Here is a 25,928-nt window from a genome sequence, read left to right on the forward strand (position 1 = left end):
ACCCCTCCGAGGAGGCCGTAATGCTGGACATCGCCGAAGAACTGAACCGGTGGGTCGAGCAGGGCCGTGACTTCGCCGTCGCCACCGTCGTGGCGGTCGGCGGCAGCGCACCCAGGCAGCCCGGAGCGGCCCTCGCCGTGGACAGCGAGGGCACGGCCATCGGCTCGGTTTCCGGCGGATGCGTGGAGGGCGCGGTCTACGAGCTGTGCCGACAGGCGCTGGAGGACGGCCGGACCGTCCAGGAGCGCTTCGGCTACAGCGACGACGACGCCTTCGCGGTGGGTCTGACCTGCGGCGGGATCATCGACATCCTGGTGACCCCGGTGTGCGTGGGCTCACCCGCACGGGAGGTGTTCGCGGCCGCGCTCACCGCCGCCGCCCGGGGGGAGGCGGCGGCGTTCGCACGGATCGCCGAGGGCCCCGCCGAGCTGATGGGGCGCGCCGTGCTCGTCCGCGGCGAAGGCGGCCACGAGGGCGGATTCGGCGGCCACCCGGAGCTGGACCACGCCATCGCCGAGGAGGCCCGCGCGATGCTCGACGCCGGCCGGACCGGCGTGCTGGAGATCGGCGCCGACGGCCGCCTCTGCGGAGAGCCCCTCAAGGTGCTGGTCGAATCCAGCGTCCCGCCGCCTCGGATGATCGTCTTCGGTGCCATCGACTTCGCCTCCGCCCTGGTGCGGATCGGCAAGTTCCTCGGCTACCGCGTCACGCTGTGTGACGCACGGCCCGTGTTCGCCACGAAGAACCGTTTCCCCGAAGCGGACGAGGTCGTGGTCGACTGGCCGCACCGCTACCTGGAGGAGCAGTCCTCGGCCGGTGTGATCGACGGCCGGACCGTCCTGTGCGTGCTCACCCACGACGCCAAGTTCGACGTCCCGCTCCTCGAACTGGCCCTCAGACTTCCCGTCGCCTACGTCGGCGCCATGGGCTCCCGCCGCACCCACGAGGACCGCAACAAGCGGCTCCGCGAGGTCGGCGTGACCGAGCTCGAACTGGCCCGGCTGCGCTCCCCGATCGGTCTGGACCTCGGCGCCCGCTCCCCGGAGGAGACCGCGCTGTCCATCGCCGCCGAGATCGTCGCCAACCGGCGCGGCGGCACGGGCGTCGCCCTGACCGGCGCCCACATCCCGATCCATCCGGACGCGTCGAAGACGGTGATCAGCCGGATCGGCTCCGTCGCTTGAAGACCGCGGTGACCTGACGGGCCTCGGGCACGATGCGAAAGGGCGCAACTCCCGCGGGGGTTGCGCCCTTTCGGCGTTCGCTCTATCTTACCCGCCGGTAACAGTTCCTCCCCGCAACGGAGCCGATCTGATGTCTGCCGCTTCCTCACGCACCCGCACCCGCCGCCGTGCCGCACCGGCTCCGGCGGCGCTGGCCGTGCTCGCCGCCCTGGCCTCGGCCGCCCTCCTCGCGGCGCCCGTCTCCGCCGCCGGGGCCGAGGGTGCCGGACCGCGGGCCGCCGCCGGCCCGGCGCCGCGCGAGGTGCTGTTCGTGGGGAACAACTGGGAGGGCACCGCCGACGTCCTCGCCTCCACCGGGGACCTCGCCAAGGTGGGCCGGATCGACATCGTCCCCGACAAGGAGGAGCGGCTCCGGGAGATCTACCTCAACCCGGTGAAGCTCGGCTACTTCCTGGGCATCCGGGCCACGGCGGGCGAGGGCCACGACCAGTTCGTGGACGACATGTACACCACCCCGGACGGCTCCGCCGTCGTCGCCTCCCGCCCCAGCTTCGCCGACGTCGTCTCCATCGACGTCCGCAGCGGCCGGATCAACTGGCGCTTCCCCGTCGCCGGTTACCGGGCCGACCACATGGCGCTCTCCCCGGACGGCACCCGCGTCGCGGTCTCCGCCTCCACCGCCAACACCGTGCACGTCCTCGACGTCGCGAGCGGCCGCCAGACCGGCTCCTTCACCACCGGCGACAAACCGCACGAGAACACCTTCACGCGGGACGGCCGGTTCCTGTGGAACAGCTCCATCGGCGACGTGACCTCCGCCCTCGACGCGCCGTGGCTGGACTGGACGAAGGGGGACCGGAAGATCACCGTCGTCGACACGCAGACCTTCCGCACGGTCCGGGTGATCGACATGCGGGCGCGCCTCGACGCCTTCGGCCGCTCCGACCTCTCCGACGCGGTGCGGCCCGTCTCCTTCAGCCCGGACGAGTCGAAGCTCTACTTCCAGGTGTCCTTCTTCAACGGCTTCGTCGAGTACGACGTGGCCGCCGACCGGATCACCCGGATCAAGCCCCTCCCCGAGAACCCGACCACCAGCACGGACCGCACCACCTGGGTCAACGACTCCCGTCACCACGGCATGTCCATGAGCCCGGACGGGACCAAGCTCTGCGTCGCCGGGACCATGGACGACTACGCGACCGTCGTGGACCGGGCCTCCCTCGCGCAGGGTCCGCTCGTACCTGCCGCCAAGCCGTACTGGGCGACCGTCGACGGCGACGGCACCGGCTGCGTGATCTCCGAGAGCGGCGCCGACCAGGTCACGGCCATCGACTTCGCGACCGGGGCCAAGCGGGTGTCCGTGCCCGTCGGGGACCACCCGCAGCGGGTGCGGCTCGGGCACGTGCCGGCCGGCTGGACGGGCCCGGGGGCGCGCTGATCCGGCCGGGCTACACGGCTCCGCCGTACTGGGCCTCCGCGATCGCGGCGGCGCGCTGCTCACGGAAGTTCAGCACGTAGGCGTCGTGCACCGTCGGGCTGTTGTACTTCAACAGCGCCTCGTCGTTGCTGGTGAGGGCCATGCCGGTGTAGGTGTGGCTGCCGGCGAAGACGAGCTTCTGGTCCTTCGCGCCCTTGTACGAGCCTTCGATGAGCAGGTACTTGGTGTGGCTGGCCGTTCCGGAGACCTGGGGGTCGGCCGGGTTCTTCAGGTCGTCGTTGCTCAGACGGTGGAGGGAGATCTTGCCCTTCTCGGTCGTCCTCGTGAGCCAGTAGGCCGTCTCGCGGTGCACGCCCTCCGCTTCGTAATCGGCGAGCTTGCCGTAGACGACGTCGACGAAGCAGCCGGCGTTGGCCAGCTTCCAGAGCTTCTCGGCCACGACGGGCCGGGAGATGTGACCGTTGGCGATGCGGATCACGGTACGGCCGTCGGCCGTGCCGTGGCCGCCGGTGTTCCCGTAGCAGACCGGGGCAGTGGTCCCGTCGGGGTTCGTCACAGGGGTCTCGACCATGCTCAGGATGTTCTCGACGACGTCCGTCTTCGCGGCGGGATCCGTCGAGTTGCGCGGGAAGAAGTAGCCCTTGGCCAGCCCCGCCTCCACGTCGATCGCCAGGTTGTCGACCCGCCCGGAACCGTCCGGCAGCGCCTGGGACGCGGCCATCAGGTCGAAGTAGCGGGTGTAGCCGGCGTGCAGGACCGCGTTGTCGGCGACGGTCATGGCGTCGTTCTAGGCGGACTCGCGGTCCCACGCGGTGAGGTTGCCCGAGGACTGCACGACGACGTTGTCGACCGGCTTGCCCTTGTCGGGAAGGCCGCTGCCGGTGGTCCGGGAGAAGAGGAAGAACTTGTTGTGGTTGACGCCGCCCGTGCCCTTGGCCAGGCACGGCTGGTTCGCGGCGCACACCCTGAACCAGGACTTGCCGTACGTCTCGCCCGAGGGCGGGGTCGCCGCGAAGGCTGCGGTCAGCTTGTCCCTCACCGTCGCACCGGAGCCGGACATCCAGGCGTCGGTGATGCTGTCGTCGTCGACGAGGACCTGCACGTTCACGTTCCTGCGGTGCGCCGCCGCGAGCTGATCCGCGAGCCAGCTCGATCCGAACAGGTACAGCGATATGCGGATGTTCGACCCGCTCTGGGCCCCATTGACGAGGCGGCCGAGCTGGCTGAGGATCGCGCCCTGCTCGGCTGTAGTGCCCTTGGGCTTGTTGAAGACGGGGCCGGTGGTCACGTACGTCGTCGTGTCCTCGGCAGAGGCGGACGGAGCGCCCACCGTCAGGAGGCCCCCGATGAGCAGGGCTGTGAGGATTCTCTTTCTGATCACACGGGCCACTTTATGAGCGCCATACGACGCGTGATGCTCCGGGGGGCCGCGGAGCGGGCGCGGCGGGGGCGGGTACGACCGCCCCCGGCGCGGGATCAGCGCTCTCAGCCGGCGGGCAGTGAGATGCGGGCCGCCGACATGCCGAAAGTGGAGCTGAGGACGCCGGTGGAGATCGTGTCGCCCAGCCGGTGCAGGTCCTCCTCGCGATAACGCACGGTCCTCTGGTGCCAGTTGAGGATTCCGGCGAGCCAGTCCTTCAACTCGCCGACGTAGGCGTCCAGTCCGGCCCTGGCCTCCTCGTTCAGCTTCCAGTCGTCGTACAGCAGCGGGAGCGCGTTCGCGACGATGTGTTCGAACTCCTCGGTGCGCTGCGTCATCAGCGAGTGGCAGATGTGCAGCGCCTCGGGGTAGCCGATGTCGAAGAAGTTGCGGGTGACGAGGACGTAGTTGTGCACCTCGCCCTCGACCTCCACCTCCTTCTGGTAGGAGAAGATGTCGTTCATCAGGCAGGCGGAGTCGGCGGCCGCGTTCTCCAGGGAGCGGATGGTGCCGGAGGCGTAGATCTCGTCGGGAATGCCGCGGCCCGCCTGGCCGAGCCGGCACAGGTACATCGTGAGGTGCGAGCCGAAGGTGTGGCGGCGCATCTCGGCGTAGTCCACCGGGTCGGGGATGCGGTTCTGGATCTGGTTCTCCACCTCCCACAGCCAGCTCTGCAGCATGCTGACGAGCGTGGCCCGAAACTCGGTCCGGACCTCGGGGGACATGTCCTTGGTGGTGCGCACCCACAGGTCGCCGAGGGACCGCTCCATCGCGGTGGCCGGCGCCGGCTGGTCGGCGTGGTCCACCGGGATCATGGCGACCAGCCGGGCGGTGGTGGCCTTCGCGGCCGGCAGGTTCTTGGCCTGGGCGAAGACCACCGGGTAGTAGTCGTCGCCGTACGTGCCCCAGGTCAGCCAGCAGGCGTTGAGGGTCAGCGCCTCCGGCGTGGCGTCGGGGTCGATGCCGGCGGAGCAGATCGCGAAGTCGTAGCCGCGCAGCTTCTCCTCGGTCCAGATCGCCGAGCCGGGGTCGCCGGGCTGCGGATCGAGCAGTCCCATCTCCCTGGCCCAGGTCACGGATTGCTCGCGCGCGTGGGCGTGGTGGGGGCTGAGCGTGAGCGGGAACGGCATGTAGACGTCCGGGACGACGGACGGGCCGGTGTGCTCGAAGGGGACGTGGGTGAAGGAGCGGCGGCGCAGCTCCAGGGCGCGGGGGGCCAGGATCGAGCGGAGGTCGAGGGCGCTGGTGCCCGGACCCGAGGGCATGAAGGGCAGGGTGAGCGGCGCGGTGGCGCGGGCCCCCTGGTTCATGTAGCGGCTGGAGACCATGTGCCATTCGTGGCCGCCGGACTGCCAGTCCTGGAGACCCTTGGCGTAGGCGAGGACGGCGGCGACCTCCGCCGGGTTCATGGCGTGGTCGGTGAAGAGCTGGGGGAGTTCGGCGAGGGCGGTCTGCTCGAACTGCTGCAGCCGGGAGGTGAGGAGGTCGTTGGAGGCTTCGGCGGCCTCCTGGGTGGTGCAGCCGAGGAAGGTCTCCAACACCAGGATCGCGTTGGAGAGTTCGCCCTCGTCGGCGACCTCGCGCTGGTAGGAGAAGATGTCGTTCCTGATGTGCACGGCGTCGGAGAAGGCGTCGCGCAGCACCCCGAGCGGGCGGGTGCGCGCGACGCGCGCCGGAACCTCCGCGGACACGTACTCGATGAGCCCGGCCGACCAGGGGGCGCCGCCGACCTTGCGGCGCATCTCGATGTACTCGAGGGGATTGGCCACCCGCCCGATGTTGATGTTGGCGAGCTCCCACATCGACTCGTCGAGCAGGTTCTTGGTGGACTCGGAGAACCGTTCCCGCCAGTCCATCGACATGGCGGGGACGGTACGGGCCCAGAGGTCGGCGAGGCCCGCCTCGACGGGGTTGGTGGCCTCGGGGAAACCGCCCGACAGGTCCATGGGCATGAAGGCGGCGAGCCGGTCGAGGTAGGCCTTCGCGCCGTCGCGGTCCTGGGAGCGCTTGTACATCTCCAGGAAGTGGTCGTCGAAGAAGAACACCCACACGTACCAGTCGGTGACCAGGGACAGTGCCTCGCTGTCGCAGTCGGGGTGGGTGTACGAGCACAGCAGCGCGTAGTCGTGCGAGTCGAGGTCGCTCTCCTCCCAGACGCCGGAACCCTCCAGCATCCCGAAGTCGCGGGCCCACTTCTTCGTGTGGACCCTCGCGTCCTCCAGGTGGGGGTTCAGTCGCGCCGGATAAGGCACATAGAAATCCGGCAGTTGAAACGGCTGCGTCACGGCGGGGTGGGCCTTTCGTCTGGCTGTCTCGCGGAGGGGAATCCGAAGGAATCCGAAGGATCCGGATAAAACGGAAGGCCCTGGAGGGGGCCCTCCGCACGAGATCAGCACTGCCCTACCCGTGATGGCGGTGTGATAAGGGGGAGTTCACTTCATCGGGTGACCCGGGCGCCGTTCCGCGACGCGTGAGGCCGTCGGCGGCTAGGAGGCGCGAGCCCGGGCCCGGTCGCGGCCTCGGCCTGCGCGCGAGCGGGCCCCGGCGCGCGCCTCAGCCCCCGGCGGACTTCCGCTGGGCGAAGGCCGGGTAGAACGTGCGCAGCAGGCCGAAGGTCTCGGGGAAGTCGAGCTGGCCGGGGGCGGAGCTGGCGCCGAAGAAGGAGTAGGTGATCCGCGATCCGAGGGCGGGGAAGAAGACGCGGGAGACCGCGCCGATCTCGCCCATGGCGATGACGATCATCCGGGTGCCGTCGGCGCCGGCGCGCAGGAGCAGTGAGGCCAGCCGCCGTACGTCCTCCTCGGAGTGCACCATGGTGGACACCTTGACCACGTCGGCGCCGGCGCTCTTCGCGTCGTCGACGACGGCCTGGAGTTCCTCCGCACCCGGGGTCAATTCAAAATTGTGATAGGAGACGATCGCCACAGTGTCGTGCCGGTGGGCGGCCTCGATCACTTCGGCGAGGATTTCCCGGGAGGAAAGCTCGATGTCCACGGCCTCGACCTGAGGGGCGAGCGCGCGGAACAGTTCGAGGCGCTCCGATTCCGTGCCCTTCCATGCGCCGCCCTCGCGGGTCGAACGGAGCGTGGCCAGGACCGGCAGTGCCTTGAACGCGTCCACCTGCGCCAGGACATGGGCCGTGTCGGTCCGCGCGTACCGGTCCACGCGCAGCTCGGCCACGTCGACGCCGGCGGCCTTCGCGGCCTGTGCGCGCGGCTCGGCATCGCTGTCGTCGAAGCTGACGGCCACCAGCGGAATCCCGCCGTCGAGAAGCGCCCGCATTGAATTCATTTCCTGGTCACAGCCTTTTCGATTCTGATATCCGACGCGAACCACAAGGTGAACGGGGCGGATTATACGCGGAATCGGCAAGCGGGACGGGGCACGGGCGCCCCTCGGCTATCCGGCAGGTCTCAGTAGTGGCACGTGCGCCCGGCGTGAGCCCGCTCGGGGGACGGCTACTCGCCTTCCCCTTCGAGGTTGCCCTCCGTGTCGAGGTACACCTGGCGCAGCGCCTCCAGCACCTGCGGGTCGGGCTTCTCCCACATGCCGCGGGACTCCGCCTCCAGCAGCCGCTCCGCGATCCCGTGGAGGGCCCAGGGGTTGGCCTCCTCGAGGAAGGCGCGGTTCTCCGGGTCCAGGACGTACGTCTCGGTCAGCTTGTCGTACATCCAGTCGGCCACCACGCCGGTCGTGGCGTCGTAGCCGAAGAGGTAGTCGACGGTGGCCGCCAGCTCGAAGGCCCCCTTGTAGCCGTGGCGGCGCATCGCCTCGATCCACTTCGGGTTGACGACGCGGGCGCGGAAGACGCGGGAGGTCTCCTCCACCAGCGTGCGCGTCTTGACGGTCTCCGGCCGGGTCGAGTCGCCGATGTACGCCTCGGGGGCCTTGCCGCGCAGGGCGCGGACGGTGGCCACCATGCCGCCGTGGTACTGGAAGTAGTCGTCCGAGTCCGCGATGTCGTGCTCGCGGGTGTCCGTGTTCTTGGCCGCGACGGTGATCCGCTTGTAGGCGGTCTCCATCTCCTCGCGCGCGGGGCGCCCTTCGAGACCGCGGCCGTACGCGTAGCCGCCCCACACCGTGTAGACCTCCGCGAGGTCGGCGTCCGTGCGCCAGTCGCGGGAGTCGATCAGCTGCAGGATGCCCGCGCCGTACGTGCCCGGCCGCGAGCCGAAGATACGGGTGGTCGCCCGGCGCTCGTCACCGTGCACGGCCAGGTCCGCCTGCGCGTGGGCCCGTACGAAGTTGTCCTCCGCGGGCTCCTCCAGGGAGGCCGCCAGCCGCACCGCGTCGTCCAGCAGGCCGATGACGTGCGGGAACGCGTCGCGGAAGAAGCCCGAGATGCGCAGGGTCACGTCGATGCGCGGGCGGCCGAGCTCGGCGAGGGGGATCGGCTCCAGGCCGGTCACGCGGCGCGAGGCCTCGTCCCAGACCGGGCGGACGCCCAGCAGCGCCATGGCCTCGGCCACGTCGTCGCCCGAGGTGCGCATCGCGCTCGTGCCCCACAGGGACAGGCCGACGGACGCGGGCCATTCGCCGTTGTCCGTGCGGTAGCGGTTCAGGAGGGAGTCGGCCAGCGCCTGGCCGGTCTCCCACGCGAGGCGGGAGGGGACCGCCTTCGGGTCGACCGAGTAGAAGTTGCGGCCGGTCGGCAGCACGTTGACCAGGCCGCGGAGCGGGGAACCGGACGGGCCCGCCGGGACGAAGGAGCCGTCCAGGGCGCTGACGACGTGGGTGATCTCGTCGGTGGTGCCGGCCAGGCGCGGGACGACCTCGCGGGCCGCGAAGTCCAGTACGGCCGCCACGTCCGCCGAGAAACCGGCCGCGACCGAAGCCACCGCCTCCGGCGCCCAGTTCGCGTCCTCCATCGCCTGGACCAGCGCGCGGGCCGCCTCCTCCGCCTCGTCGGCGGTGGTACGGGTGGCCGCGGACTCGTCCAGCCCGAGCGCCTCGCGCAGACCCGGGAGCGCCGTCGTACCGCCCCAGATCTGGCGGGCGCGCAGGATCGCCAGGACCAGGTTCACGCGGGACGCGCCGGTCGGGGCGCCGCCCAGGACGTGCAGGCCGTCGCGGATCTGGGCGTCCTTGACCTCGCACAGCCAGCCGTCGACGTGCAGCAGGAAGTCGTCGAAGCCGTCGTCGTCGGGGCGCTCCGCGAGACCCAGGTCGTGGTCGAGCTTCGCGGCCTGGATCAGCGTCCAGATCTGGGCGCGGATGGCCGGCAGCTTCGCCGGGTCCATCGCGGAGATCTGGGCGTACTCGTCCAGGTGCTGCTCCAGGCGCGCGATGTCGCCGTACGACTCCGCGCGCGCCATCGGCGGCACCAGGTGGTCGACCAGGGTGGCGTGCACGCGGCGCTTGGCCTGGGTGCCCTCGCCCGGATCGTTGACCAGGAACGGGTAGATGAGGGGCAGGTCGCCGAGCGCGGCGTCGGGGGCGCAGGCCGCGGACAGGCCGGCGTTCTTGCCCGGCAGCCACTCCAGGTTGCCGTGCTTGCCCAGGTGGATCATCGCGTCGGCGCCGAAACCGCCGTCCTCGGCGCGGGCCTGGATCCAGCGGTACGCGGCCAGGTAGTGGTGCGAGGGCGGCAGGTCCGGGTCGTGGTAGATCGCGATCGGGTTCTCGCCGAAGCCGCGCGGCGGCTGGATCAGGATGAGGAGGTTCCCGCGGCGCAGGGCCGCGAGCACGATGTCGCCCTCGGGGTTGGCCGAACGGTCCACGAACATGTTGCCCGGGGCCTCGCCCCAGTGCCGCTCGACGCTGCCCCGCAGCTCGGCGGGGAGCTCGGCGAACCAGCGCTTGTAGTCGGCCGCGGGGATGCGGACCGGGTTGCGGGCCAGCTGCTCCTCGGTGAGCCAGTCCTGGTCGTGGCCGCCGGCCTCGATCAGGGCGCGGATCAGGTCGTCGCCGTCACCGGACACGAGGCCCGGGATGTCCTCGACGGGGCTGAAGTCGTAGCCGCCCGCGATGAGGGCGCGCAGCAGTTCCACGGCGCTGGCCGGGGTGTCGAGGCCGACCGCGTTGCCGATGCGGGAGTGCTTGGTGGGGTACGCGGAGAGGACGAGCGCGATCTTCTTGTCGCGGCGCTCGATGTGCCGCAGACGGGCGTGGCGCACGGCGATGCCGGCCACGCGGGCGGCCCGCTCCGGGTCGGCGACGTAGGCGGGCAGGCCGTCCTCGTCCAGCTCCTTGAAGGAGAAGGGGACGGTGATCAGACGGCCGTCGAACTCCGGGACGGCGACCTGGGTGGCGGCGTCGAGGGGGGACAGGCCCTCGTCGCTCTCCTCCCAGGCGCTGCGCGAACCGGTCAGGCACAGGGCCTGGAGGATCGGCACGCCGAGGCCGGCGAGCGCGCCCGCGTCCCAGGACTCGTCGTCACCGCCCGCCGAGGCGGTGGCGGGCTTGGTGCCGCCGGCGGCGAGGACGGTGGTGATGACCGCGTCCGCTGACTCCAGCTCGGCGATCAGCTCCGGCTCGGGGGTGCGCAGCGAGGAGACGTAGAGCGGGATCGGCTGGGCGCCGTGGGCCTCGATCGCCTCGCAGAGGGAGTGCACGAAGGCGGTGTTGCCGCTCATCTGGTGTGCGCGGTAGTAGAGCACGGCCACCTTGGGGCCGGCGGCGTCCCGCGGCGCGGTCCGCTCCAGCGGACCCCAGGTGGGGGAGGCGGCCGGGGGCTCGAAGCCGTGGCCGGTGAGCAGCACGGTGTCGGAGAGGAAGCGGGCCAGCTGGTCCAGGTTGGCCGGGCCGCCGTGGGCGAGGTACCCGTGGGCCTCGGCGGCGATGCCGATCGGCACCGTCGAGGCCTCCATCAGCTGTGCGTCCGGGGCCTGTTCGCCGGTCAGGACGACGACCGGGCGGGTCTGGGAGGGGGCCAGGAGCAGGTCCAGGCCGTCCTGCCAGGCGCGCAGGCCGCCGAGGAGGCGTACGACGACCAGGTCGATGCCGTCGAGGAGGGCCGGCAGGTCGTCGAGGGGGAGGCGGGAGGGGTTCGCGAACCGGTACGGGACGGGGCCGTCCGCGGCGGCGCGGGCACTGAGCAGATCGGTGTCGGACGTCGACAGCAGCAGGATCATGCGGCGGCAGGCCTTCCTCGGGGTTTCCGCGCCCCGGGCAGTGAGGACAACGGGAGTTCCTGACTCATCCGGTGGCGGTGGCCCTCGGATTCACAGTGGCGGGACCGCGCCGGAATCGCACCGGGCTTCCTCCCATGTCGCCGTCCTCGGCGATGGCGGGCCTGTTGGCCGCCGAGGAGTCATCTTAGGGGGCGGCCGGGTGGGGGTCGGTGGGCGGGTGCGGTGCCTTTGCCGGGGGCGTCCGTGGTACTTGGTGGCGCTGCGCCGTGGGTCGGTGGGTGCGGCGCCGTTGCCGGGGATCGGCCCCGGACCTCGCGCCTCAAACGCCGGCGGGGCTGGAGGGGCGGGCGGGGTTGGAGCGGTGGGCGGGGTTGGAGCGGTGGAGCGGGGTTGGAGGGGTGGGCAGGGCCGGAGAGGCGGGGCGGGGTTGGAGAGGCGGAGCGGGGCCGGAGAGGTGGGGCAGGGTTGGAGAGGGGGGGGGGGTTGGAGAGGGGGGGGCGGGGCCGGAGAGGCGGGGCAGGGCCGGGATGTGCGGACGGTGGGGCTGGGGGGTGCCGGTCCGGGGTGGTGATCGACACAGGGGGCGGGCGCGGAATCCTGGGTATGCTCGCCGCCATGCCCACGCCCCCCTCCGCCGCAGCGCGGGACGAGCCCGTCATACGGGATCGCGGCGACGCCTGCCCCGGCGCGCTGCGGCTGCACGCGGCGGACGACGGCTTCCTGGCGCGGGTCCGGATACCGGGCGGCCTGCTCACCAGCCGGCAGGCCTCCGCGCTCGCTCTCGCCGCCGACCGCTTCGGGGACGGGCACTTGGAACTCACCTCGCGCGGCAACGTCCAGCTGCGAGGACTCGCGGACGGCTGCGGCGCCGAGCTCGCGCGACTGCTGGACGCCGCCGGCCTGCTGCCCGCGCCGGGCCACGAGCGGGTACGGAACATCGTGGCGACCCCGACGTCCGGGATCCTGGGCACCGAACGGCCCCATGTGGGGCCCTGGGTGCGGGAATTGGACCGGCTGCTCTGCGCGAGCACACGGGCGACGGCCCTGTCCGGACGGTTCCTCTTCGCCATCGACGACGGGCTCGGTGACGTCGCCGCCCTCGACCCCGACGTCACCGTGCTCGGCAGGCCGCTGGACCGGGCGCTCGTCCGGCTCGGCGCGGCCCCCGACGCCGTGGACGTGGCCGGCCCGGACGCGCCCCGGGCGGCACTGCTGGCCGCCGAGTACTTCCTCGACGCCGCCGACGGGGCGGGCACCCGCGCCTGGCGGGTGTCCGAACTGCCCGCCGAACACCCCCTGGACACCGAAGAGTTCACCGCACGGCTGATCGCCCACGGCATCGCGGCGACCCGGGTGCCCGACGTGGCGTGGCCGTACGCGCCGCCGCCCCGGCCCTGGGGGCCCGGCGCCGGCGACCGGACGCCCCTGTGCGTGCTGCTCCCGCTCGGCCGGGTGGACTCCGGCCAGTGGCGGGTGCTGGTGGAGGTCGCCGACCGGGGGGACGGCGAGCTGCGGATCACCCCGTGGCGGAGCGTCGTCCTGCCCGGCGCGAGCACCCGGCGGCCGATCGACGGCTACGCCCGGCTGGAGGCCGCGGGCCTGGTCGTCGCGCCCGACGGGCCCTGGGAATCCGTCACCGCCTGCACCGGGCGGCCCGGCTGCGCCAAGGCCCTCTCCGACGTGCGCGCCGACGCGCGGGCCCTCGTACACGAGGCGCGGGGGCGGTCGCCCGTGCACTGGTCCGGCTGCGAGCGCCGGTGCGGGCATCCGCGCGGCACCGCGTGGGTCGACCTCGTGGCCACCCCCGAGGGGTACCGGCTCGACGGGCGCGCGGTGCCGAGAGACGAACTTGCAGGGGCTGTAGCCGACGCGCGCAGCCAAGCCCGAGTGTCCGAAGACGCAGTGAAGAAATGAGCGAGTACACCGTGTTCGAGTACGAGAAGGACGGCGCCGAGATCTACCGCCAGTCCTTTGCCACGATCCGCGCCGAGGCGGACCTCTCCGGGCTGCCCGCCTCGGTCGCCCAGGTCGCGGTGCGCATGATTCACGCCTGCGGGATGACCGACCTGACGCGCGACCTGGGCTACACGCCCGAGGTCGTGCTGCGGGCGCGCGCCGCCCTGGAGGCCGGCGCGCCGGTCCTGTGCGACGTGCAGATGGTCGCCAGCGGGGTCACCCGCAAGCGGCTGCCCGCCGACAACGAGGTGATCTGCACCCTCTCCGACCCGGCGGTGCCGGAGCTCGCCGCCAAGATGGGGACGACGCGCAGCGCCGCCGCCCTCGAAGTCTGGCGCGACCGCGGCCTGTTGGAGGGCTCGGTGATCGCCGTCGGCAACGCGCCCACCGCGCTCTTCCGGCTGCTGGAGATGATCGAGGAGGGCGCCCCGCGCCCCGCCGCGGTCATCGGGGTCCCCGTGGGCTTCATCGGCGCCGCCGAATCCAAGGACGCCCTCGCCGCGCACGCCTCCGGGCTCGACCACCTGATCATCCGGGGTCGGCGCGGCGGCAGCGCCATGGCCGCGGCCGCCGTCAACGCCATCGCGAGCGTGGCCGAATGAGCGCGGGGAACGCGGGGCGCGCCGCAGACGCCGCGCACGCCGCAGACGCCGCGCACGCCGTGGATACCGGAGACGCTGCGCACGCCGGGCGCGCCGCAGACGCCGCGGGCACCGGGAAGCTCTACGGAGTCGGGCTCGGCCCGGGGGATCCGTCGCTGATGACGCTGCGCGCCGTCGAGGTGATCGCGGAGGCGGACGTCGTCGCGTACCACTCCGCCCGCCACGGCCGCTCCATCGCGCGCTCGATCGCCGCCAAGCACCTGCGCGCCGACCACATCGAGGAGCCGCTGGTCTACCCGGTCACCACCGAGACCACCGACCACCCCGGCGGCTACCAGGGCGCCATGGAGGAGTTCTACGAGGCCTGCGCCGCCCGGCTCGCCGCCCACCTCGACGCCGGTCGGACCGTGGCCGTCCTCGCCGAGGGCGACCCGCTCTTCTACGGCTCGTACATGCACATGCACAAGCGCCTCGCGGACCGGTACGAGGCCGAGGTGATCCCCGGAGTGACCTCGGTGAGCGCCGCGGCCGCCCGGCTCGGCACCCCGCTCGTCGAGGGCGAGGAGGTGCTGACCATCCTGCCCGGCACCCTGTCCGAGGAGGAGCTCACCGCACGCCTCGCCGCCACCGATTCGGCGGTCGTGATGAAGCTCGGCCGCACCTTCCCCACCGTGCGGCGCGCGATGGAGAAGAGCGGCCGGCTCGCCGAGGCGCGGTACGTGGAGCGCGCGACGATGGCGGGCGAGCGGACCGGCGTCCTCGCCGACACCGACCCCGACACCGTTCCGTACTTCGCCGTCGCCGTGGTCCCCAGCCGGATCGGCAACCCGGGAAGCGTGCCGTCCGGCCCCGGCGAGGTCGCCGTCGTCGGCACCGGACCGGCCGGGCCGCTGTGGCTGACCGCCGAGACGCGGCGGGCACTGGCCGACGCGGAGGTGCTCGTCGGGTACACCACCTATCTGGACCGGGTCCCGGTGAAGCCGGGCCAGCTGCGGCACGGCTCCGACAACAAGGTGGAGTCCGAGCGCGCGGAGTTCGCGCTCGACCTCGCCCGGCGCGGCAAGCGGGTGGTCGTGGTCTCCGGCGGCGACCCCGGAGTCTTCGCCATGGCGACCGCAGTCCTGGAGGTCGCGGACCAGGCCCAGTACAAGGACGTGCCCGTACGGGTGCTGCCCGGGGTGACGGCCGCCAACGCGGCGGCCGCCGCGGCCGGTGCGCCGCTCGGCCACGACTACGCCACCATCTCGCTCTCCGACCGGCTCAAGCCGTGGGAGGTCATCGCGGAGCGGCTGCGCGCCGCCGCCGCGGCCGACTTGGTGCTCGCGCTGTACAACCCCGGCTCGCGCAGCCGGACGTGGCAGGTGGCGCAGGCCCGCGAACTGCTGCTGGAGCTGCGCGCCCCGCAGACCCCGGTGGTCGTCGCGCGGGACGTGGGCGGCCCGGAGCAGTCGGTCCGCGTCCTCACCCTCGCCGAACTGGACCCGTCCGAGGTCGACATGCGCACGATCCTCCTGATCGGCTCCTCGCAGACCCAGGTCACCGAACGCCCCGACGGCTCGCGGGTGACGTGGACTCCGCGCCGCTACCCGTGATCCCCGCGGTGCGGTAACGGACGCGGGGCCCGTGACGCCGAAGAAGCGTCGCGGGCCCCGGTCGTTCTCGCGGAGTCCCGGCCGGCCGGCCGGTGTCACCGTCAGCCGGTCGGCGGCCCGGCGGGCTGGATCCGGCCGGAGAGCCAGTCGCGGACCTCGGCGAGGGAGCCGGTCTGCCGGACGCCCTCGGGGACCGGGGGGCGGCGGACGACGAGGACCGGGATGCCGGCCTCGCGGGCGGCGGTGAGTTTGGGGGCGGTGGCGGAGCCGCCGCTGTCCTTGGTGACCAGCAGGTCGATGCGGTGCCGCGCGAGGAGCTCCCGCTCGTCGTCGAGGGTGAACGGGCCGCGCGCGAGCAGCACTTCGAGTCGCGGGGGCGCCGGGGCGTCCGGAGGGTCCACCGAACGCACCAGGAACCAGGGCTCGGTGAGGTGCGCGAAGCTGTGCAGGCCCATCCGGCCGGTGGTCAGGAAGGCGCGGGAGCCGAGGCCCGGCAGCAGATCGGCCGCCTCGGCGAGGGAGGCCGCGGCATGCCAGTCGTCGCCGGGGCCGGGGATCCAGCCGGGACGGCGCAGCGCCAGGAGCGGAACGCCCGAAAGCGCCGCCGCCTCTGCCGCGTTGAAGCTCATCCGCTCCGCGAAGGGGTGCGTGGCGTCGATCAGGTGCGTGACCCGGTGGACGGCGATCCAGGCCGCGAGCCCGGCGGGGCCGCCGAAGCCGCCGATCCGGGTCTCGCCGGGCGGCAGCACCGGGGAGGCGACCCGTCCGGCCAGCGAGGTGGTCACCCGGTACGGGGCCGCGTCCTCGGCGGCCAGCGCCTCCGCGAGGCGCCGCGCCTCGGTGGTCCCGCCGAGGATCAGTACGTGCGGCCGGCCGGGGGCGGGGCCGGTGCCTGGGCCGGGGCCCGGAGCGGCGTCCGGACCGGCACTCGGAGCAGTCCCCGGACCGCCCCGATCGGCGCCCGGACCGGCGCCCCAAGAGATGCCCGAGGCCGGGACGGCGGATCCGGGACCCGGAGGATCAGCAGGCATGCCGGTCGCGCTCGGCGGAGTACAGGTGGCTGTCGCGGAACTGCTCGGCGCTCAGCGTGCGGCCCACCAGGATGACGGCCGTACGGACGAGTCCGGCTTCCTTCACCTGGCCCGCGATGTCGGCCAGCGTGCCGCGCAGGATCAGCTCGTCGGGGCGGCTGGCCATCGCGACCACCGCCACCGGGCACTCGGCCCCGTAGTGCGGCAGCAGCTCGTCGACGACCCGGTCGACGTAGCGCGTGGCCAGGTGCAGGACCAGCAGCGCCCCGCTGCGGCCGAGGGTGGCGAGGTCCTCGCCGGGCGGCATCGGGGTGGCCTGCTGGGCGATCCGGGTCAGGATCACGGTCTGGCCGACGGTGGGGACGGTCAGCTCCCGCTTCAGGGCGGCGGCCGCCGCGGCGAAGGCCGGGACGCCGGGGACGACCTCGTAGGGGATGCCGGCCGCGTCGAGCCGCCGCATCTGCTCGGCGACGGCGCTGAAGATGGAGGGGTCGCCGGAGTGGAGCCGCGCCACGTCCTGCCCGGCCGCGTGCGCGCGCACGCACTCGGCGACGATCTCGTCCAGGTTCAGCTGCGCGGTGTCGATCAGGCGGGCGTCCGGCGGGCATTCGGCGAGCAGCTCGCGCGGGACCAGGCTGCCCGCGTACAGGCAGACGGGGGCCGCGGCCAGGGTGCGGGCGCCGCGCACCGTGATCAGGTCGGCGGCGCCGGGGCCCGCACCGATGAAGTACACGGTCATATCGTCTGATCCACCATTTCGGGCTCTGCGGGATGGGGCTTGGTAACGGACCACTGGGTGACGGGCATCGCCTGCCGCCAGCCGGTGAAACCGCCGACCGGCACGGCGTGCGCGACGGCCAGCTTCACCAGTTCGCCGCCGTGGCGCCGGTAGCGGTCGGTCAGGACCGCCTCCGATTCCAGAGTGACGGTGTTGACCACGAGCCGGCCGCCGGGGACCAGGGCCTCCCAGGCCGCGTCGAGCAGGCCCGGGGCGGTCAGGCCGCCGCCGATGAACACCGCGTCGGGGGCGGGCAGTCCGGCCAGCGCGGCGGGTGCGGCGCCGGTGACCACGCGCAGGCCGGGAACGCCGAGCGCGGCCGCGTTGCCGGCGATCCGCGCGGCCCGCTCGACGACGCGCTCCACGGTCACGGCGCGGCAGGAGGGGTGCGTGCGCATCCACTCGATGCCGATGGAGCCGGAGCCGCCGCCGATGTCCCACAGCAGTTCGCCGGGGGCGGGGGCGAGCGCGCAGAGGGTGGCGGCGCGGACGTGGCGCTTGGTGAGCTGGCCGTCGTGCTCGTACGCGGTGTCGGGCAGGCCGGGGGTCGCGCCGAGGCGCGGGCCTTCGGCGGCGGGGTCGCGGCGGCAGTCGACGGCGACCACGTTGAGGGGGTCCCCGGGCGGATGCTCCCAGCTCCGGGCGAGGCCCTCGTACGTGTTCTCGTGCTCGGAGCCGAGCTGTTCGAGGACGCGCATCCGGCTGGGGCCGAAGCCCCGCTCTCGAAGCAGAGCGGCGATCTCGTTTGCGGTCACTGCTCCGGCGCTCAGCACCAGGACCCGCCGGCCCTCGTACAGCGCGGCCGCGAGCCGGGCCACGGGACGGCCGACGACGGTGACCACCTCGGTGTCCTCCACCGGCCAGCCGAGGCGCGCGCAGGCGTAGGACACGGACGAGGGGTGAGGCAGGACGCGCAGCGCGCCCGGGCCGAGCTCCTCGGACAGCGCACGGCCGATCCCGTAGAACATCGGGTCGCCGCTCGCCAGCACCGCGATCCGGCGGCCCGCGTGCTCGGCCATCAGCTTCGGCACGGCCGGCCGCAGCGGGCTCGGCCAGGCCACCCGGTCGCCCGCGCACTCCTCGGCGGGCAGGAGGTCCAGCTGCCGGGGGCCGCCGATGAGCACCTCGGCCCCGGCCAGCGCGGCCCGCGCGGGGGCGGCGAGCCCGCCCCAGCCGTCTGCGCCGAGGCCGACGACCGACACGGGTACGGGGGGCGGTGGCGGTGTGGAGCTCACTGCGCGGAACCTCGGGGGACGGGAAGTGGGTGGACCCGCAGCCTACTGGGCGCGGGCCCGCGCCCCGGGGCCAGGGTGCCCTGCCGGTGGCCGGGGGCCCGGGAGTAGGGTGGCGGTGACCGGCCCCAGTTACCGAAGGTAACCGGGTGGGTCGGCGTCATCGCGTGCGATGCGACCACCGCGATCCGAGGAGCTGCCATGCCGGGCTGGAAGGCCGCGCACATGCCCGACCAGAGCGGCCGCACGGCCGTGGTCACCGGGGCCAACAGCGGGATCGGCTACGTCGCCGCCCGCGAGCTCGCACGGCACGGGGCCTCGGTCGTCCTGGCCTGCCGCAGCGCCGCCCGGGGCCGCGCCGCCGAGGTGCGCCTGCGTACCGAAGTGCCGGGCGCGGACGTGGAGTTCCTGCCGCTGGACCTTGCCGACCTGGCCACCGTGAGGGAGTTCGCGGCCGCCTACGGGAGGCGGCGGGGCGGTGACACCCTCGACCTCCTCGTCAACAACGCCGGCGTGATGGCCCTGCCCTACGGGCGGACCGCCGACGGGTTCGAGACCCAGTTCGGGGTCAACCACCTCGGCCACTTCGCCCTCACCGGGCTGCTCCTGCCCCGGCTCCTCGCCGCCGCGCCCGGCGCCCGGATCGTCAACCTCTCCAGTGCCTTCCACGCCCTCGGGGACGTGGACCACGCGGACCTGAACGGCGAGCTCGGCTACCGGCGCTGGATCGCCTACGGGCGCTCCAAGACCGCGAACCTGCTCTTCACCCACGAGCTCGCCCGACGGCTCGCCGCCGCCGGATCCGAGATCCTCGCGGCCGCCTCCCACCCCGGCTACGCCGCCACCAACCTGCACGTCGGAGCCACCCCGCAGGCGGGCACCACCCTCACCTCACGGATCGCCGTCGCCGCCAACACCCTCGGCAACGCCATCGGCAACGGCGTCATCGCCCAGCCCGCCGCCTCCGGCGCGCTACCCACCCTGTACGCGGCCACCGCGCCCGGGGTCCGCCCGGACGACTTCATCGGCCCACGGCTCGGCTGGCGCGGCGCACCCGTCCGTTCCTGGCGGGCGAAATGGACCCTGGACGACACCTCCGGCGAACGGCTCTGGACGGCCTCGGAAAAGCTCACGGGAGTCTCGTACACCTCACTGCCGCGCTGAATGGCTACGGGGATACGCGCGCCCCGGTCGTCGCCGGCGCCGTTGGCCATTACCTCCGTGGTCGAACGGCCGTATGGGCGCCCCGTGTGAGTCCGTCCGCCCCCGGTGAGCCTCAGGGCGCCCCGTCCGGCCCCTGACCGGGGCGTCGCGTCCGCAGCAGACTCGGCGGAATGGACGACGACGCTACGGACAACCACCCACACACCGACTCGGAACCCGGGGACCACGCCGTGGTCCTCGGGGCGGGAATGGCCGGGCTGCTGGCCGCGCGGGTGCTCGCGCGGCGGTTCTCCCGCGTCACGCTGATCGAGCGGGACGAACTCCCCGACGCGGGACCTGAGTTCCGGCCGGGCGTTCCGCAGTCCCGGCACGCGCACATCCTGTGGTCGCGGGGCGTGGAGCTGATCGAGCTGATGCTGCCGGGCGTCACCGGCCGGCTGGTGGAGGCCGGGGCGAGCCTGCTGGACTCGCCGCGGGACTTCCTCTGGCTGAGCCCGGCCGACTGGTTCCACCCGCTGTCCGGGGCCAAAGTGCTCATCGGTAGCCGTGAGTTGCTCGAGTGGACGGTGCGCCGGGAAGTGCTGCGCAACGGACGCATCCGGATCCGGACGGGCAGCGCGGCCACCGGCCTCGTGGCCGGGCCCGACGGCCGGTCGGTGGCCGGTGTGCGCCTGCGTGACGGCGAGCCGCTGGCCGCCCGCCTGGTGGTGGACGCGACGGGGCGCACCTCCAAGGCCACCGCCTGGCTGGAGGCCCTCGGCCACCCGGCCCCGGCGGTCACCCGCTACGACTCCCATCTCGGCTACTCCAGCCGCTACTTCGCGATCCCCGACGATCCGGGCCGGCGCTGGCAGGGCATGTACATCCAGAGCCGGCCCGACCTCCCGCGCGGCGGCGTGCTGGTGCGGCAGGGCGACCGCTGGCTGGTGACGCTCCTGGGCAACGGCGAACACGTACCGCCCGTGAAGGACGAGGAGTTCCTCGCCTTCGCCCGCAGTCTGCGCAGCCCCGCCCTGTACGACGCCCTCCGCGACGCGACCCCGCTGTCCTCGCCCACCGCCTTCCGGAACACGGCGAACGAATGGCGCCACTACGAGCGCCTGGAGCGCTGGCCGGACGGCTTCGTGGTGCTCGGCGACGCGGCCTGCCGGTTCAACCCCGTGTACGGGCACGGGATGACGGTCGCCGCGCTCGCCGCGGAGGCCCTGGCCAAGGAGGTGCGGACGCTGAACCCGGAGGAGATCGCCGCAGCCGCCCGCCGCATCCAGCGCCGTACCGCCGCCGCGGCCGCCGTGCCCTGGCAGATCGCCACCAGCGAGGACCTGCGGTACCCGGTCACGGAAGGGCCGCCGGCGGGCCTGGGCGCCCGGATCCTGCAGGGCTACATGGCGAGGGTGATGGCGGGCGCCAACTCCGACCCGGTCATCTCCGGCCGGTTCTTCGGCGTGCTGTCGCTGACCGCCCCGCCGGCCACCCTGCTCGGCCCCGCCACCATGATCCGCGTCCTGTCCAAATGGCGGCTGCCGACCGCACCGGACGCCGCCGCCTACCCGGCCCACCACGGCCCGCCGGGCCGGACCATTGCCGCGGTGCCGGCGGCGGAACCGGAGCGGCCCGCTCGGGCCGATCTGCCGGAGTCTCGGGAGTATTGAGCTGACCGGGGCGGGGGCGGCTGCTTAGGATCGGCGCATGATCGCTGAGATGCAGTGCGTGGTGCTGGACTGCGCCGACCCGACCTCGCTCGCCGCGTTCTACCGGTCCGTGCTGGGCGGCGAGGTCAACCGGCCGGACCGGCGCTGGTCGACCGGTGCTCGCTGGGCGACCCTGCACACCCCGGCCGGCTCGGTGCTCGCCTTCCAGCGCGCGGAGGGCCACCGTCCGCCCCGGTGGCCGGACCCGGAGCACCCCCAGCAGCTCCACCTCGACTTCGTCGTCGCGGACCTGGACCGGGCCCACGGGGAGGTGCTGGCCGCCGGCGCGACCCTGCTGGACGAGAGCCGGGCCGCCGAGGGCTGGAGGGTCTACGCCGATCCGGCCGGACACCCCTTCTGCCTGATCTGCGACTGACGGGACCGCGACCGGGCGCGGAGGCCGGTACCCTTATTGCGACAAGCTCGCAATAAGGGTGAAAGTGGTGGCGGCGTCATGAGGCCTGTGGGGTCTGGGTCTGCGGGGTCGGCGGGGTCTGCGGTGGTGCTCGGCATCGAGTCTTCCTGCGACGAGACCGGCGCGGGGATCGTGCAGGGCGGCCGGCTGCTCGCGCACGTCGTCGCCACCAGCATGGACGAGCACGCCCGCTTCGGCGGGGTGGTCCCCGAGATCGCGGCCCGCGCCCACCTCCACTCCTTCAATCCCGTCGTCCGCCAGGCCCTCGACCGGGCGGGACTTCGAGCCGACCAGCTCGACGCGATCGCCGTCACCACCGGCCCCGGCCTCTCCGGCGCCCTCCAGGTCGGCCTGGCCGGCGCCAAGACCCTCGCCTACGCGCTCGGCCTGCCGCTCTACGGCGTCCACCACCTGGCCGGCCACGTCGCCGCCGACACCCTGGAACACGGGCCGCTGCCCGAACCCTGCATGGTGCTCATCGTCTCCGGCGGCCACACCTCGCTGCTCCTCGTACGGGACCTCGTGCGCGAGCCGATCCTGCACCTCGGCGACACCCTCGACGACGCCGCCGGCGAATGCTTCGACAAGGTCGCCCGCGTCCTCGGCCTGCCCTACCCGGGCGGCCCCGCCATCGACCGCGCCGCCCGCGGCGGCAACCCCGGGGCCGTCTCCTTCCCCCGCCCGCTGACCGGCGGGCCGCGCGCGCAGGACCCGTACGCCTACTCCTTCTCCTTCTCGGGGCTCAAGACGGCCGCCGCCCGCTGGGCCGAGAGCCACCGGCTGCGCGGCGAGGAGCCGCCGGTCGCGGACGGCGCGGCCTCGCTCCAGGAGGCGGTGGCCGACGTACTGACCCGCAAGGCCGTCGCGGCCTGCAAGGAGTACGGGGTCAAGACGCTCGTGGTGGTCGGCGGGGTGGCCGCGAACTCCCGGGTGCGGGAGCTCGCGGAGCGCCGCTGCGCCCGCGCCGGCATCGAGCTGCGGGTGCCCGCGATGACGCTGTGCACCGACAACGGGGCGATGATCGCCGCCGTCGGGGACCTCCTGGTGCGGGCGGGCGTGGAGCCGGCCCCGTACGAGCTGACCATCGACCCGTCCGCACCACTGGAGTACGCCTCCCTCAACCCACGTGCTCACCTGGGGGAGTTCACCGCGACGGGCTGACCTGCACCGTGGTCACCGCCCCGCCCGAGGCCTCCTTCGCGACCGCGATCCGGGTCCCGGTGTCCGGCACCTTGACCCCGAGCTGCGGCAGCCGCGCGTCCCAGTAGGAGCCGTGGCGGTCGTCGAAGACCGCTACCCCCGGCCGCGCCGGGATCACCACCGGCGTGCCGGCCTTGTGCAGGACGACCCGGTCGCTCTTGCCGAGCGAGAAGGTGGCGTCGAAGGTCTGCGCCCGTGCGTTCAACAGGGTCCCGTCGGTGTAAGTCAGCGGCGCCGGGCGGGAGTCCACGGGCAGCAGCAGGCCGCCGCCCGGGTGGGCCTTGGTGGTGTTGTCGCTGTACGCCGTGTCCCAGAGCCAGATCAGCACGCCCTGCTGGTACGGGAAGAACTCCACCTTGTCGCCCGTGAAGCCGAAGTTGTACGGGCCGGTCTTCAACAGGCTGCCGTAGCCGGTGTAGCGCCGGTTCTCCACGAAGTACGCGCGCGGGTGCTGCTCGCTGCCCGTACGGCCCTGCGTGTGCGACCACTTGACCGCCGTCCAGCCGCTCGTGCCGCTCTGCTCCGCACCGTCGCGCAGCAGCTCCCGGCCGTCGCCCGCGGTGATGCGAATGTCGTCGAAGGCTACGCCCTTGCCGTGGGTGTTGCTGTCGGAAGTCACGCGCAGGCGCAACTGCACGCTGCTTCCGGCGAATTGCTCCAGCGGTACCGACAGGCGGGCCCAGCCCGCCGAGGTGCCGGAGATTCCCTTGGGGCCGGTCGGCGCGTCGTCCACCGTCCCGGGCAGGGCCGTCCACGCGGTCCCGCCGTCGGTGGAGGCCTCCACCGTCAGGTAGTCGAAGTCCTGCTCGATGTCGTACCAGACCCGCGCGTCGAGCCGGGCTCCCCGGCCCCCGCCGGCCGCGGAGAGGTCGACCGTGCGGGACAGCGTGTTGTCCATGAAGTCGCCGGTGCCGCTCCACCACTGGCTGCCGCCCTCGTAGGGGTCGGCCAGCTCGGTCGTGGTCACCGAGGGCGGCAGGTGCACCAACAGGGCCTGGGGATCCTCGGTGTTGTACCCCGACACCCCGAGCGTGGCCCGCGTGGTGCGGCCCGCGTCCGCCTCCGTGTACTGGAGCCATCCCAGCTGCAGCTTGCTCCACGGGTCGAGGTCGCCCGGGACCTCGCCGGTGGTGTTGCGGCCCTTGCCCAGATAGGAGGCCGCGGACATCAGCGACCAGAAGTTGACGCTGTTGTCCCCGTCCGAGCTGTACAGGTCCGGCAGGCCCAGATCGTGCCCGAACTCGTGCGAGAAGAGGCCGGCGCCGCTGTTCTCGCCGCCCGTGAGGTAGTCACCGGCCCAGATGCCGGTGTCGCCGAGCGGGGTGCCGCCCGCCTTGTTGCCCGGGGGTCCCGCGCTCCCGGCCTGGTTCCAGTACGCGAACCAGCGGTGCGCCCACACGGCGTCCTTGCCCTGGGTGCCACCGCCCCAGGTCTGGTCCTTGCCCGCGTGCACCACGACGAGGTGGTCGAGGTAGCCGTCCGGCTCGTCGAAGTCGCCGTCGTGGTCGGCGTCGTAGCGGTCCCACACGTCGTACTCGGCGAGCTGCGCCTTGATCTGCTCGGGCGTACGGCCCTGCGCGCGCTCGGAGTCGTACCAGGCGGTCGTGGCGTCCCGGATCATGTCCCAGTTGGTCCGGCACTGGCCGGGCTCGGAGCAGTTGTCCGTGCCGTAACGGGCTTCGTTCCAGGGGAGTTTGACCCAGCCGGTCACCGTGCCGTCCATGTCGTAGCGACCGGAGGACTGGAGCCGGTAGTAGGCCCGCATGGACGCGGACCGCGGGTCGGTGGAGAAGAACTGCTTCTGGTAGGAGGCCCGGTCGAAGTCCTTGCGCCACAGCGTGTGGTTGTCGTCCTCGGCCGGCTTGCCGATGGTGTTGTGGAGCGGGCCCGGAGTGCCGCCGAAGCGCGGCTTGCCCTCGAACTCGGTGGTGTTGTCCACCTGGTCGCCGAATTCGGCGAGGATCACGAAGACCTTGTCCTTGCGCTCCTGGGCCAGTTCGACGTAGCGCTTGCCGACCTTGGCCTGACGGGGGAGCGTCCCGTCCGCCTCGGCCCGCAGACCGCCGGGCCAGCCGGCCGCGACGTCTTCGAGGGCCTGGCGTCGCAGGGCCTGCCGCTGGAGTTCCAGGGGAGCGGGCGGTGGGGCGGCGGCCTGTTCGGCTCGCGTCTGCCCGGCCGGGGGAGGGGGCGGAGCCGAGGAGGCGAAGGCGGGGGCGGTGAGCGCCGGGGCGGCGAGGAGGGCGAGGGATATCGCCGCTCCCACGGCAGCGAGTCTGCGCAAGGTGGGGGACCTCTCTGGGAGTTGCGGTCGAAGCGGGAGTAATATTTCACATGTGACAGGTGATTTATAGATGTGGTGCGGATCCGGCTCTCCGGCTTTCGGGCTGTTCCGGCTGTTCCGAGTCGAGGCGGACGCGATCCGGAGCGGAACCGGAGGGGTGCATCCGCCCGGGCGGGTCCGGGAGGCCGATCCGGGAAGGGATCCGGAGGAGGATCCGGTCCGGCCGGTTTCCGGTTGCGCACGGTCGTAACTCGTCGTTCCGAGGGCCCCGTTCAGCGCGCGGCGCTATCGTGCCGGGCGGGGGACGACTGTGCGAGGGGGCGGAACCGCGATGCGATTTCTGTTTGTGCACGGCACGGGGGTGCGACGGGAGCGGCACGACACGCTCTTCGCGCTGGTCCGGGACCGGCTGGCCGCCCGGTTCCCCGACGCGGCCGTCGACTCCTGCTTCTGGGGCGAGCGGTTCGGCGCCACCCTGAGCGCCCACGGCCGGTCCGTCCCCGGTCTGAAGGCGCCCGACGGAGCCCCCGGACCGGGAGAGCGCGAGACCGCCGAGTGGGGGCTGCTGCTCGCCGACCCACTGTGCGAGCTGCGGGTCCTCGCCGAAGCCGGCTGGGACACCGGCGCGGCCGACGCGGACGGCGGCGACCCCTTCGCCATGCCCGGGGTGCGGCCCGCCGGGGTCCGGGTACTGGAACTGCTGGCCGGCTTGTCGGGATCACCCGAGGCCCTCGCCCGTCCCGGCGGCTGGGGCGGGCGGGGTGGGCCGGACGTGCCCGACGTGCCCGGTGGACCGGACGCGCTCGATGGGCCCGGTGGACCGGACGCGCCCGACGGCCCCGGCGGCGGTGAGCAGGCCGCGCTGCTGCGC

Annotated in this window: 18 protein-coding genes, 1 pseudogene and 1 riboswitch; of the genes and pseudogenes, 10 read left to right on the forward strand and 9 right to left on the reverse strand. The window is 73.1% G+C overall.

Annotated elements, in window-relative coordinates; all coding sequences use genetic code 11:
- Positions 1 to 20: 20 nt before the first annotated feature.
- Together J7E97_RS03590 and J7E97_RS03595 are read left to right on the forward strand one after the other, a co-directional pair.
- Positions 21 to 1,184 (forward strand): XdhC family protein, encoded by a 1,164-nt coding sequence (locus J7E97_RS03590; RefSeq protein ID WP_215022132.1) that lies wholly within the window; start codon positions 21 to 23, stop codon positions 1,182 to 1,184.
- A gap of 130 nt (positions 1,185 to 1,314) precedes the next feature.
- Positions 1,315 to 2,622 (forward strand): YncE family protein, encoded by a 1,308-nt coding sequence (locus tag J7E97_RS03595; RefSeq protein WP_215022134.1) that lies wholly within the window; start codon positions 1,315 to 1,317, stop codon positions 2,620 to 2,622.
- A 10-nt stretch (positions 2,623 to 2,632) separates the two neighbouring features.
- Here J7E97_RS03595 and J7E97_RS03600 read toward each other — a convergent pair whose 3' ends face one another.
- From J7E97_RS03600 to cobN, 5 genes are all read right to left on the reverse strand, one after another.
- A complete protein-coding gene (locus tag J7E97_RS03600; protein ID WP_215022136.1) occupies positions 2,633 to 3,400 on the reverse strand; it encodes a phospholipase D-like domain-containing protein in 768 nt (255 codons plus the stop codon).
- Positions 3,401 to 3,409: 9 nt separating this feature from the next.
- Positions 3,410 to 4,003, reverse strand: a complete 594-nt coding sequence (locus J7E97_RS03605; protein ID WP_215022138.1) for a phospholipase D-like domain-containing protein — start codon at positions 4,001 to 4,003, stop codon at positions 3,410 to 3,412.
- A gap of 104 nt (positions 4,004 to 4,107) precedes the next feature.
- Entirely contained in the window at positions 4,108 to 6,327 is a 2,220-nt protein-coding gene (locus J7E97_RS03610) for a germacradienol/geosmin synthase (protein WP_215022140.1), read from the reverse strand.
- 268 nt (positions 6,328 to 6,595) lie between these two features.
- Positions 6,596 to 7,324, reverse strand: coding sequence for a type I 3-dehydroquinate dehydratase (aroD, locus tag J7E97_RS03615; RefSeq protein ID WP_215022142.1), 729 nt, complete (start codon positions 7,322 to 7,324; stop codon positions 6,596 to 6,598).
- 176 nt (positions 7,325 to 7,500) lie between these two features.
- Complete coding sequence (gene cobN, locus J7E97_RS03620) at positions 7,501 to 11,115, reverse strand: cobaltochelatase subunit CobN (protein ID WP_215022144.1); 3,615 nt, start codon at positions 11,113 to 11,115, stop codon at positions 7,501 to 7,503.
- Between the two features lie 32 nt (positions 11,116 to 11,147).
- Positions 11,148 to 11,304: riboswitch (cobalamin riboswitch) on the reverse strand.
- 426 nt (positions 11,305 to 11,730) lie between these two features.
- Here cobN and cobG point away from each other — a divergent pair.
- The 3 genes from cobG (at position 11,731) to J7E97_RS03635 (ending at position 15,265) form a co-directional block, all read left to right on the forward strand.
- The gene (gene cobG / locus J7E97_RS03625) at positions 11,731 to 13,029 is read left to right on the forward strand and encodes a precorrin-3B synthase (protein ID WP_251053747.1); all 1,299 of its coding nucleotides are present in this window, start codon (positions 11,731 to 11,733) and stop codon (positions 13,027 to 13,029) included.
- Between the two features lie 11 nt (positions 13,030 to 13,040).
- Complete coding sequence (locus J7E97_RS03630) at positions 13,041 to 13,673, forward strand: precorrin-8X methylmutase (RefSeq protein WP_215022167.1); 633 nt, start codon at positions 13,041 to 13,043, stop codon at positions 13,671 to 13,673.
- Positions 13,674 to 13,831: 158 nt separating this feature from the next.
- The gene (locus J7E97_RS03635) at positions 13,832 to 15,265 is read left to right on the forward strand and encodes a precorrin-2 C(20)-methyltransferase (protein WP_251053764.1); all 1,434 of its coding nucleotides are present in this window, start codon (positions 13,832 to 13,834) and stop codon (positions 15,263 to 15,265) included.
- A 101-nt stretch (positions 15,266 to 15,366) separates the two neighbouring features.
- On the opposite strand, the gene J7E97_RS03640 is transcribed toward J7E97_RS03635, so the two are convergent.
- Genes J7E97_RS03640 through cbiE form a run of 3 tightly spaced genes read right to left on the reverse strand, consistent with a single transcriptional unit; the run spans position 15,367 to position 18,309 of the window.
- A complete protein-coding gene (locus J7E97_RS03640) occupies positions 15,367 to 16,296 on the reverse strand; it encodes a cobalt-precorrin-6A reductase (RefSeq protein WP_215022147.1) in 930 nt (309 codons plus the stop codon).
- Positions 16,286 to 17,035: a precorrin-4 C(11)-methyltransferase gene (gene cobM / locus J7E97_RS03645; protein WP_215022149.1), complete on the reverse strand. Its 750-nt coding sequence runs from the start codon at positions 17,033 to 17,035 to the stop codon at positions 16,286 to 16,288. The genes J7E97_RS03640 and cobM overlap by 11 nt, the downstream gene beginning before the upstream one ends.
- Positions 17,032 to 18,309 carry a precorrin-6y C5,15-methyltransferase (decarboxylating) subunit CbiE gene (cbiE, locus tag J7E97_RS03650; RefSeq protein WP_215022151.1) on the reverse strand — a complete coding sequence of 426 codons (1,278 nt, stop codon included), beginning with the start codon at positions 18,307 to 18,309 and terminating at the stop codon, positions 17,032 to 17,034. The genes cobM and cbiE overlap by 4 nt, the downstream gene beginning before the upstream one ends.
- A 198-nt stretch (positions 18,310 to 18,507) precedes the next feature.
- Here cbiE and J7E97_RS03655 point away from each other — a divergent pair, with 198 nt between their 5' ends.
- The 4 genes from J7E97_RS03655 (at position 18,508) to tsaD (ending at position 22,737) form a co-directional block, all read left to right on the forward strand.
- The gene (locus tag J7E97_RS03655; RefSeq protein ID WP_215022153.1) at positions 18,508 to 19,470 is read left to right on the forward strand and encodes an oxidoreductase; all 963 of its coding nucleotides are present in this window, start codon (positions 18,508 to 18,510) and stop codon (positions 19,468 to 19,470) included.
- A 170-nt stretch (positions 19,471 to 19,640) separates the two neighbouring features.
- Entirely contained in the window at positions 19,641 to 21,122 is a 1,482-nt protein-coding gene (locus tag J7E97_RS03660) for an NAD(P)/FAD-dependent oxidoreductase (RefSeq protein ID WP_215022155.1), read from the forward strand.
- 37 nt (positions 21,123 to 21,159) lie between these two features.
- A complete protein-coding gene (locus tag J7E97_RS03665) occupies positions 21,160 to 21,537 on the forward strand; it encodes a VOC family protein (RefSeq protein ID WP_215022157.1) in 378 nt (125 codons plus the stop codon).
- A 123-nt stretch (positions 21,538 to 21,660) separates the two neighbouring features.
- Positions 21,661 to 22,737, forward strand: a complete 1,077-nt coding sequence (gene tsaD, locus J7E97_RS03670) for a tRNA (adenosine(37)-N6)-threonylcarbamoyltransferase complex transferase subunit TsaD (RefSeq protein WP_215022159.1) — start codon at positions 21,661 to 21,663, stop codon at positions 22,735 to 22,737.
- Here the strand turns inward: tsaD and J7E97_RS03675 are convergent.
- The gene (locus J7E97_RS03675) at positions 22,721 to 25,039 is read right to left on the reverse strand and encodes an immune inhibitor A domain-containing protein (RefSeq protein ID WP_308346304.1); all 2,319 of its coding nucleotides are present in this window, start codon (positions 25,037 to 25,039) and stop codon (positions 22,721 to 22,723) included. The two genes, tsaD and J7E97_RS03675, sit on opposite strands and share 17 nt — an antisense overlap.
- Positions 25,040 to 25,388: 349 nt before the next feature.
- On the opposite strand from J7E97_RS03675, the pseudogene J7E97_RS03680 reads away from it, so the two are divergent.
- Positions 25,389 to 25,928, forward strand: a pseudogene (locus J7E97_RS03680) (hypothetical protein); the annotation flags it as partial.

The organism is Streptomyces sp. ISL-66 (genome assembly GCF_018614135.1).
Classification (GTDB): domain Bacteria; phylum Actinomycetota; class Actinomycetes; order Streptomycetales; family Streptomycetaceae; genus Streptomyces.

What these genes read in the sequence shown, in the direction of transcription:
- J7E97_RS03590 (WP_215022132.1), top strand. Translation starts at nt 21, where the DNA reads ATGCTGGACATCGCCGAAGAACTGAACCGGTGGGTCGAGCAGGGCCGT.
- J7E97_RS03595 (WP_215022134.1), top strand. Translation starts at nt 1,315, where the DNA reads ATGTCTGCCGCTTCCTCACGCACCCGCACCCGCCGCCGTGCCGCACCG.
- J7E97_RS03600 (WP_215022136.1), bottom strand. Translation starts at nt 3,400, where the DNA reads ATGACCGTCGCCGACAACGCGGTCCTGCACGCCGGCTACACCCGCTAC.
- aroD (WP_215022142.1), bottom strand. Translation starts at nt 7,324, where the DNA reads ATGCGGGCGCTTCTCGACGGCGGGATTCCGCTGGTGGCCGTCAGCTTC.
- cobN (WP_215022144.1), bottom strand. Translation starts at nt 11,115, where the DNA reads ATGATCCTGCTGCTGTCGACGTCCGACACCGATCTGCTCAGTGCCCGC.
- cobG (WP_251053747.1), top strand. Translation starts at nt 11,731, where the DNA reads ATGCCCACGCCCCCCTCCGCCGCAGCGCGGGACGAGCCCGTCATACGG.
- J7E97_RS03635 (WP_251053764.1), top strand. Translation starts at nt 13,832, where the DNA reads ATGACGCTGCGCGCCGTCGAGGTGATCGCGGAGGCGGACGTCGTCGCG.
- J7E97_RS03640 (WP_215022147.1), bottom strand. Translation starts at nt 16,296, where the DNA reads ATGCCTGCTGATCCTCCGGGTCCCGGATCCGCCGTCCCGGCCTCGGGC.
- cobM (WP_215022149.1), bottom strand. Translation starts at nt 17,035, where the DNA reads ATGACCGTGTACTTCATCGGTGCGGGCCCCGGCGCCGCCGACCTGATC.
- J7E97_RS03655 (WP_215022153.1), top strand. Translation starts at nt 18,508, where the DNA reads ATGCCGGGCTGGAAGGCCGCGCACATGCCCGACCAGAGCGGCCGCACG.
- J7E97_RS03660 (WP_215022155.1), top strand. Translation starts at nt 19,641, where the DNA reads ATGGACGACGACGCTACGGACAACCACCCACACACCGACTCGGAACCC.
- J7E97_RS03665 (WP_215022157.1), top strand. Translation starts at nt 21,160, where the DNA reads ATGATCGCTGAGATGCAGTGCGTGGTGCTGGACTGCGCCGACCCGACC.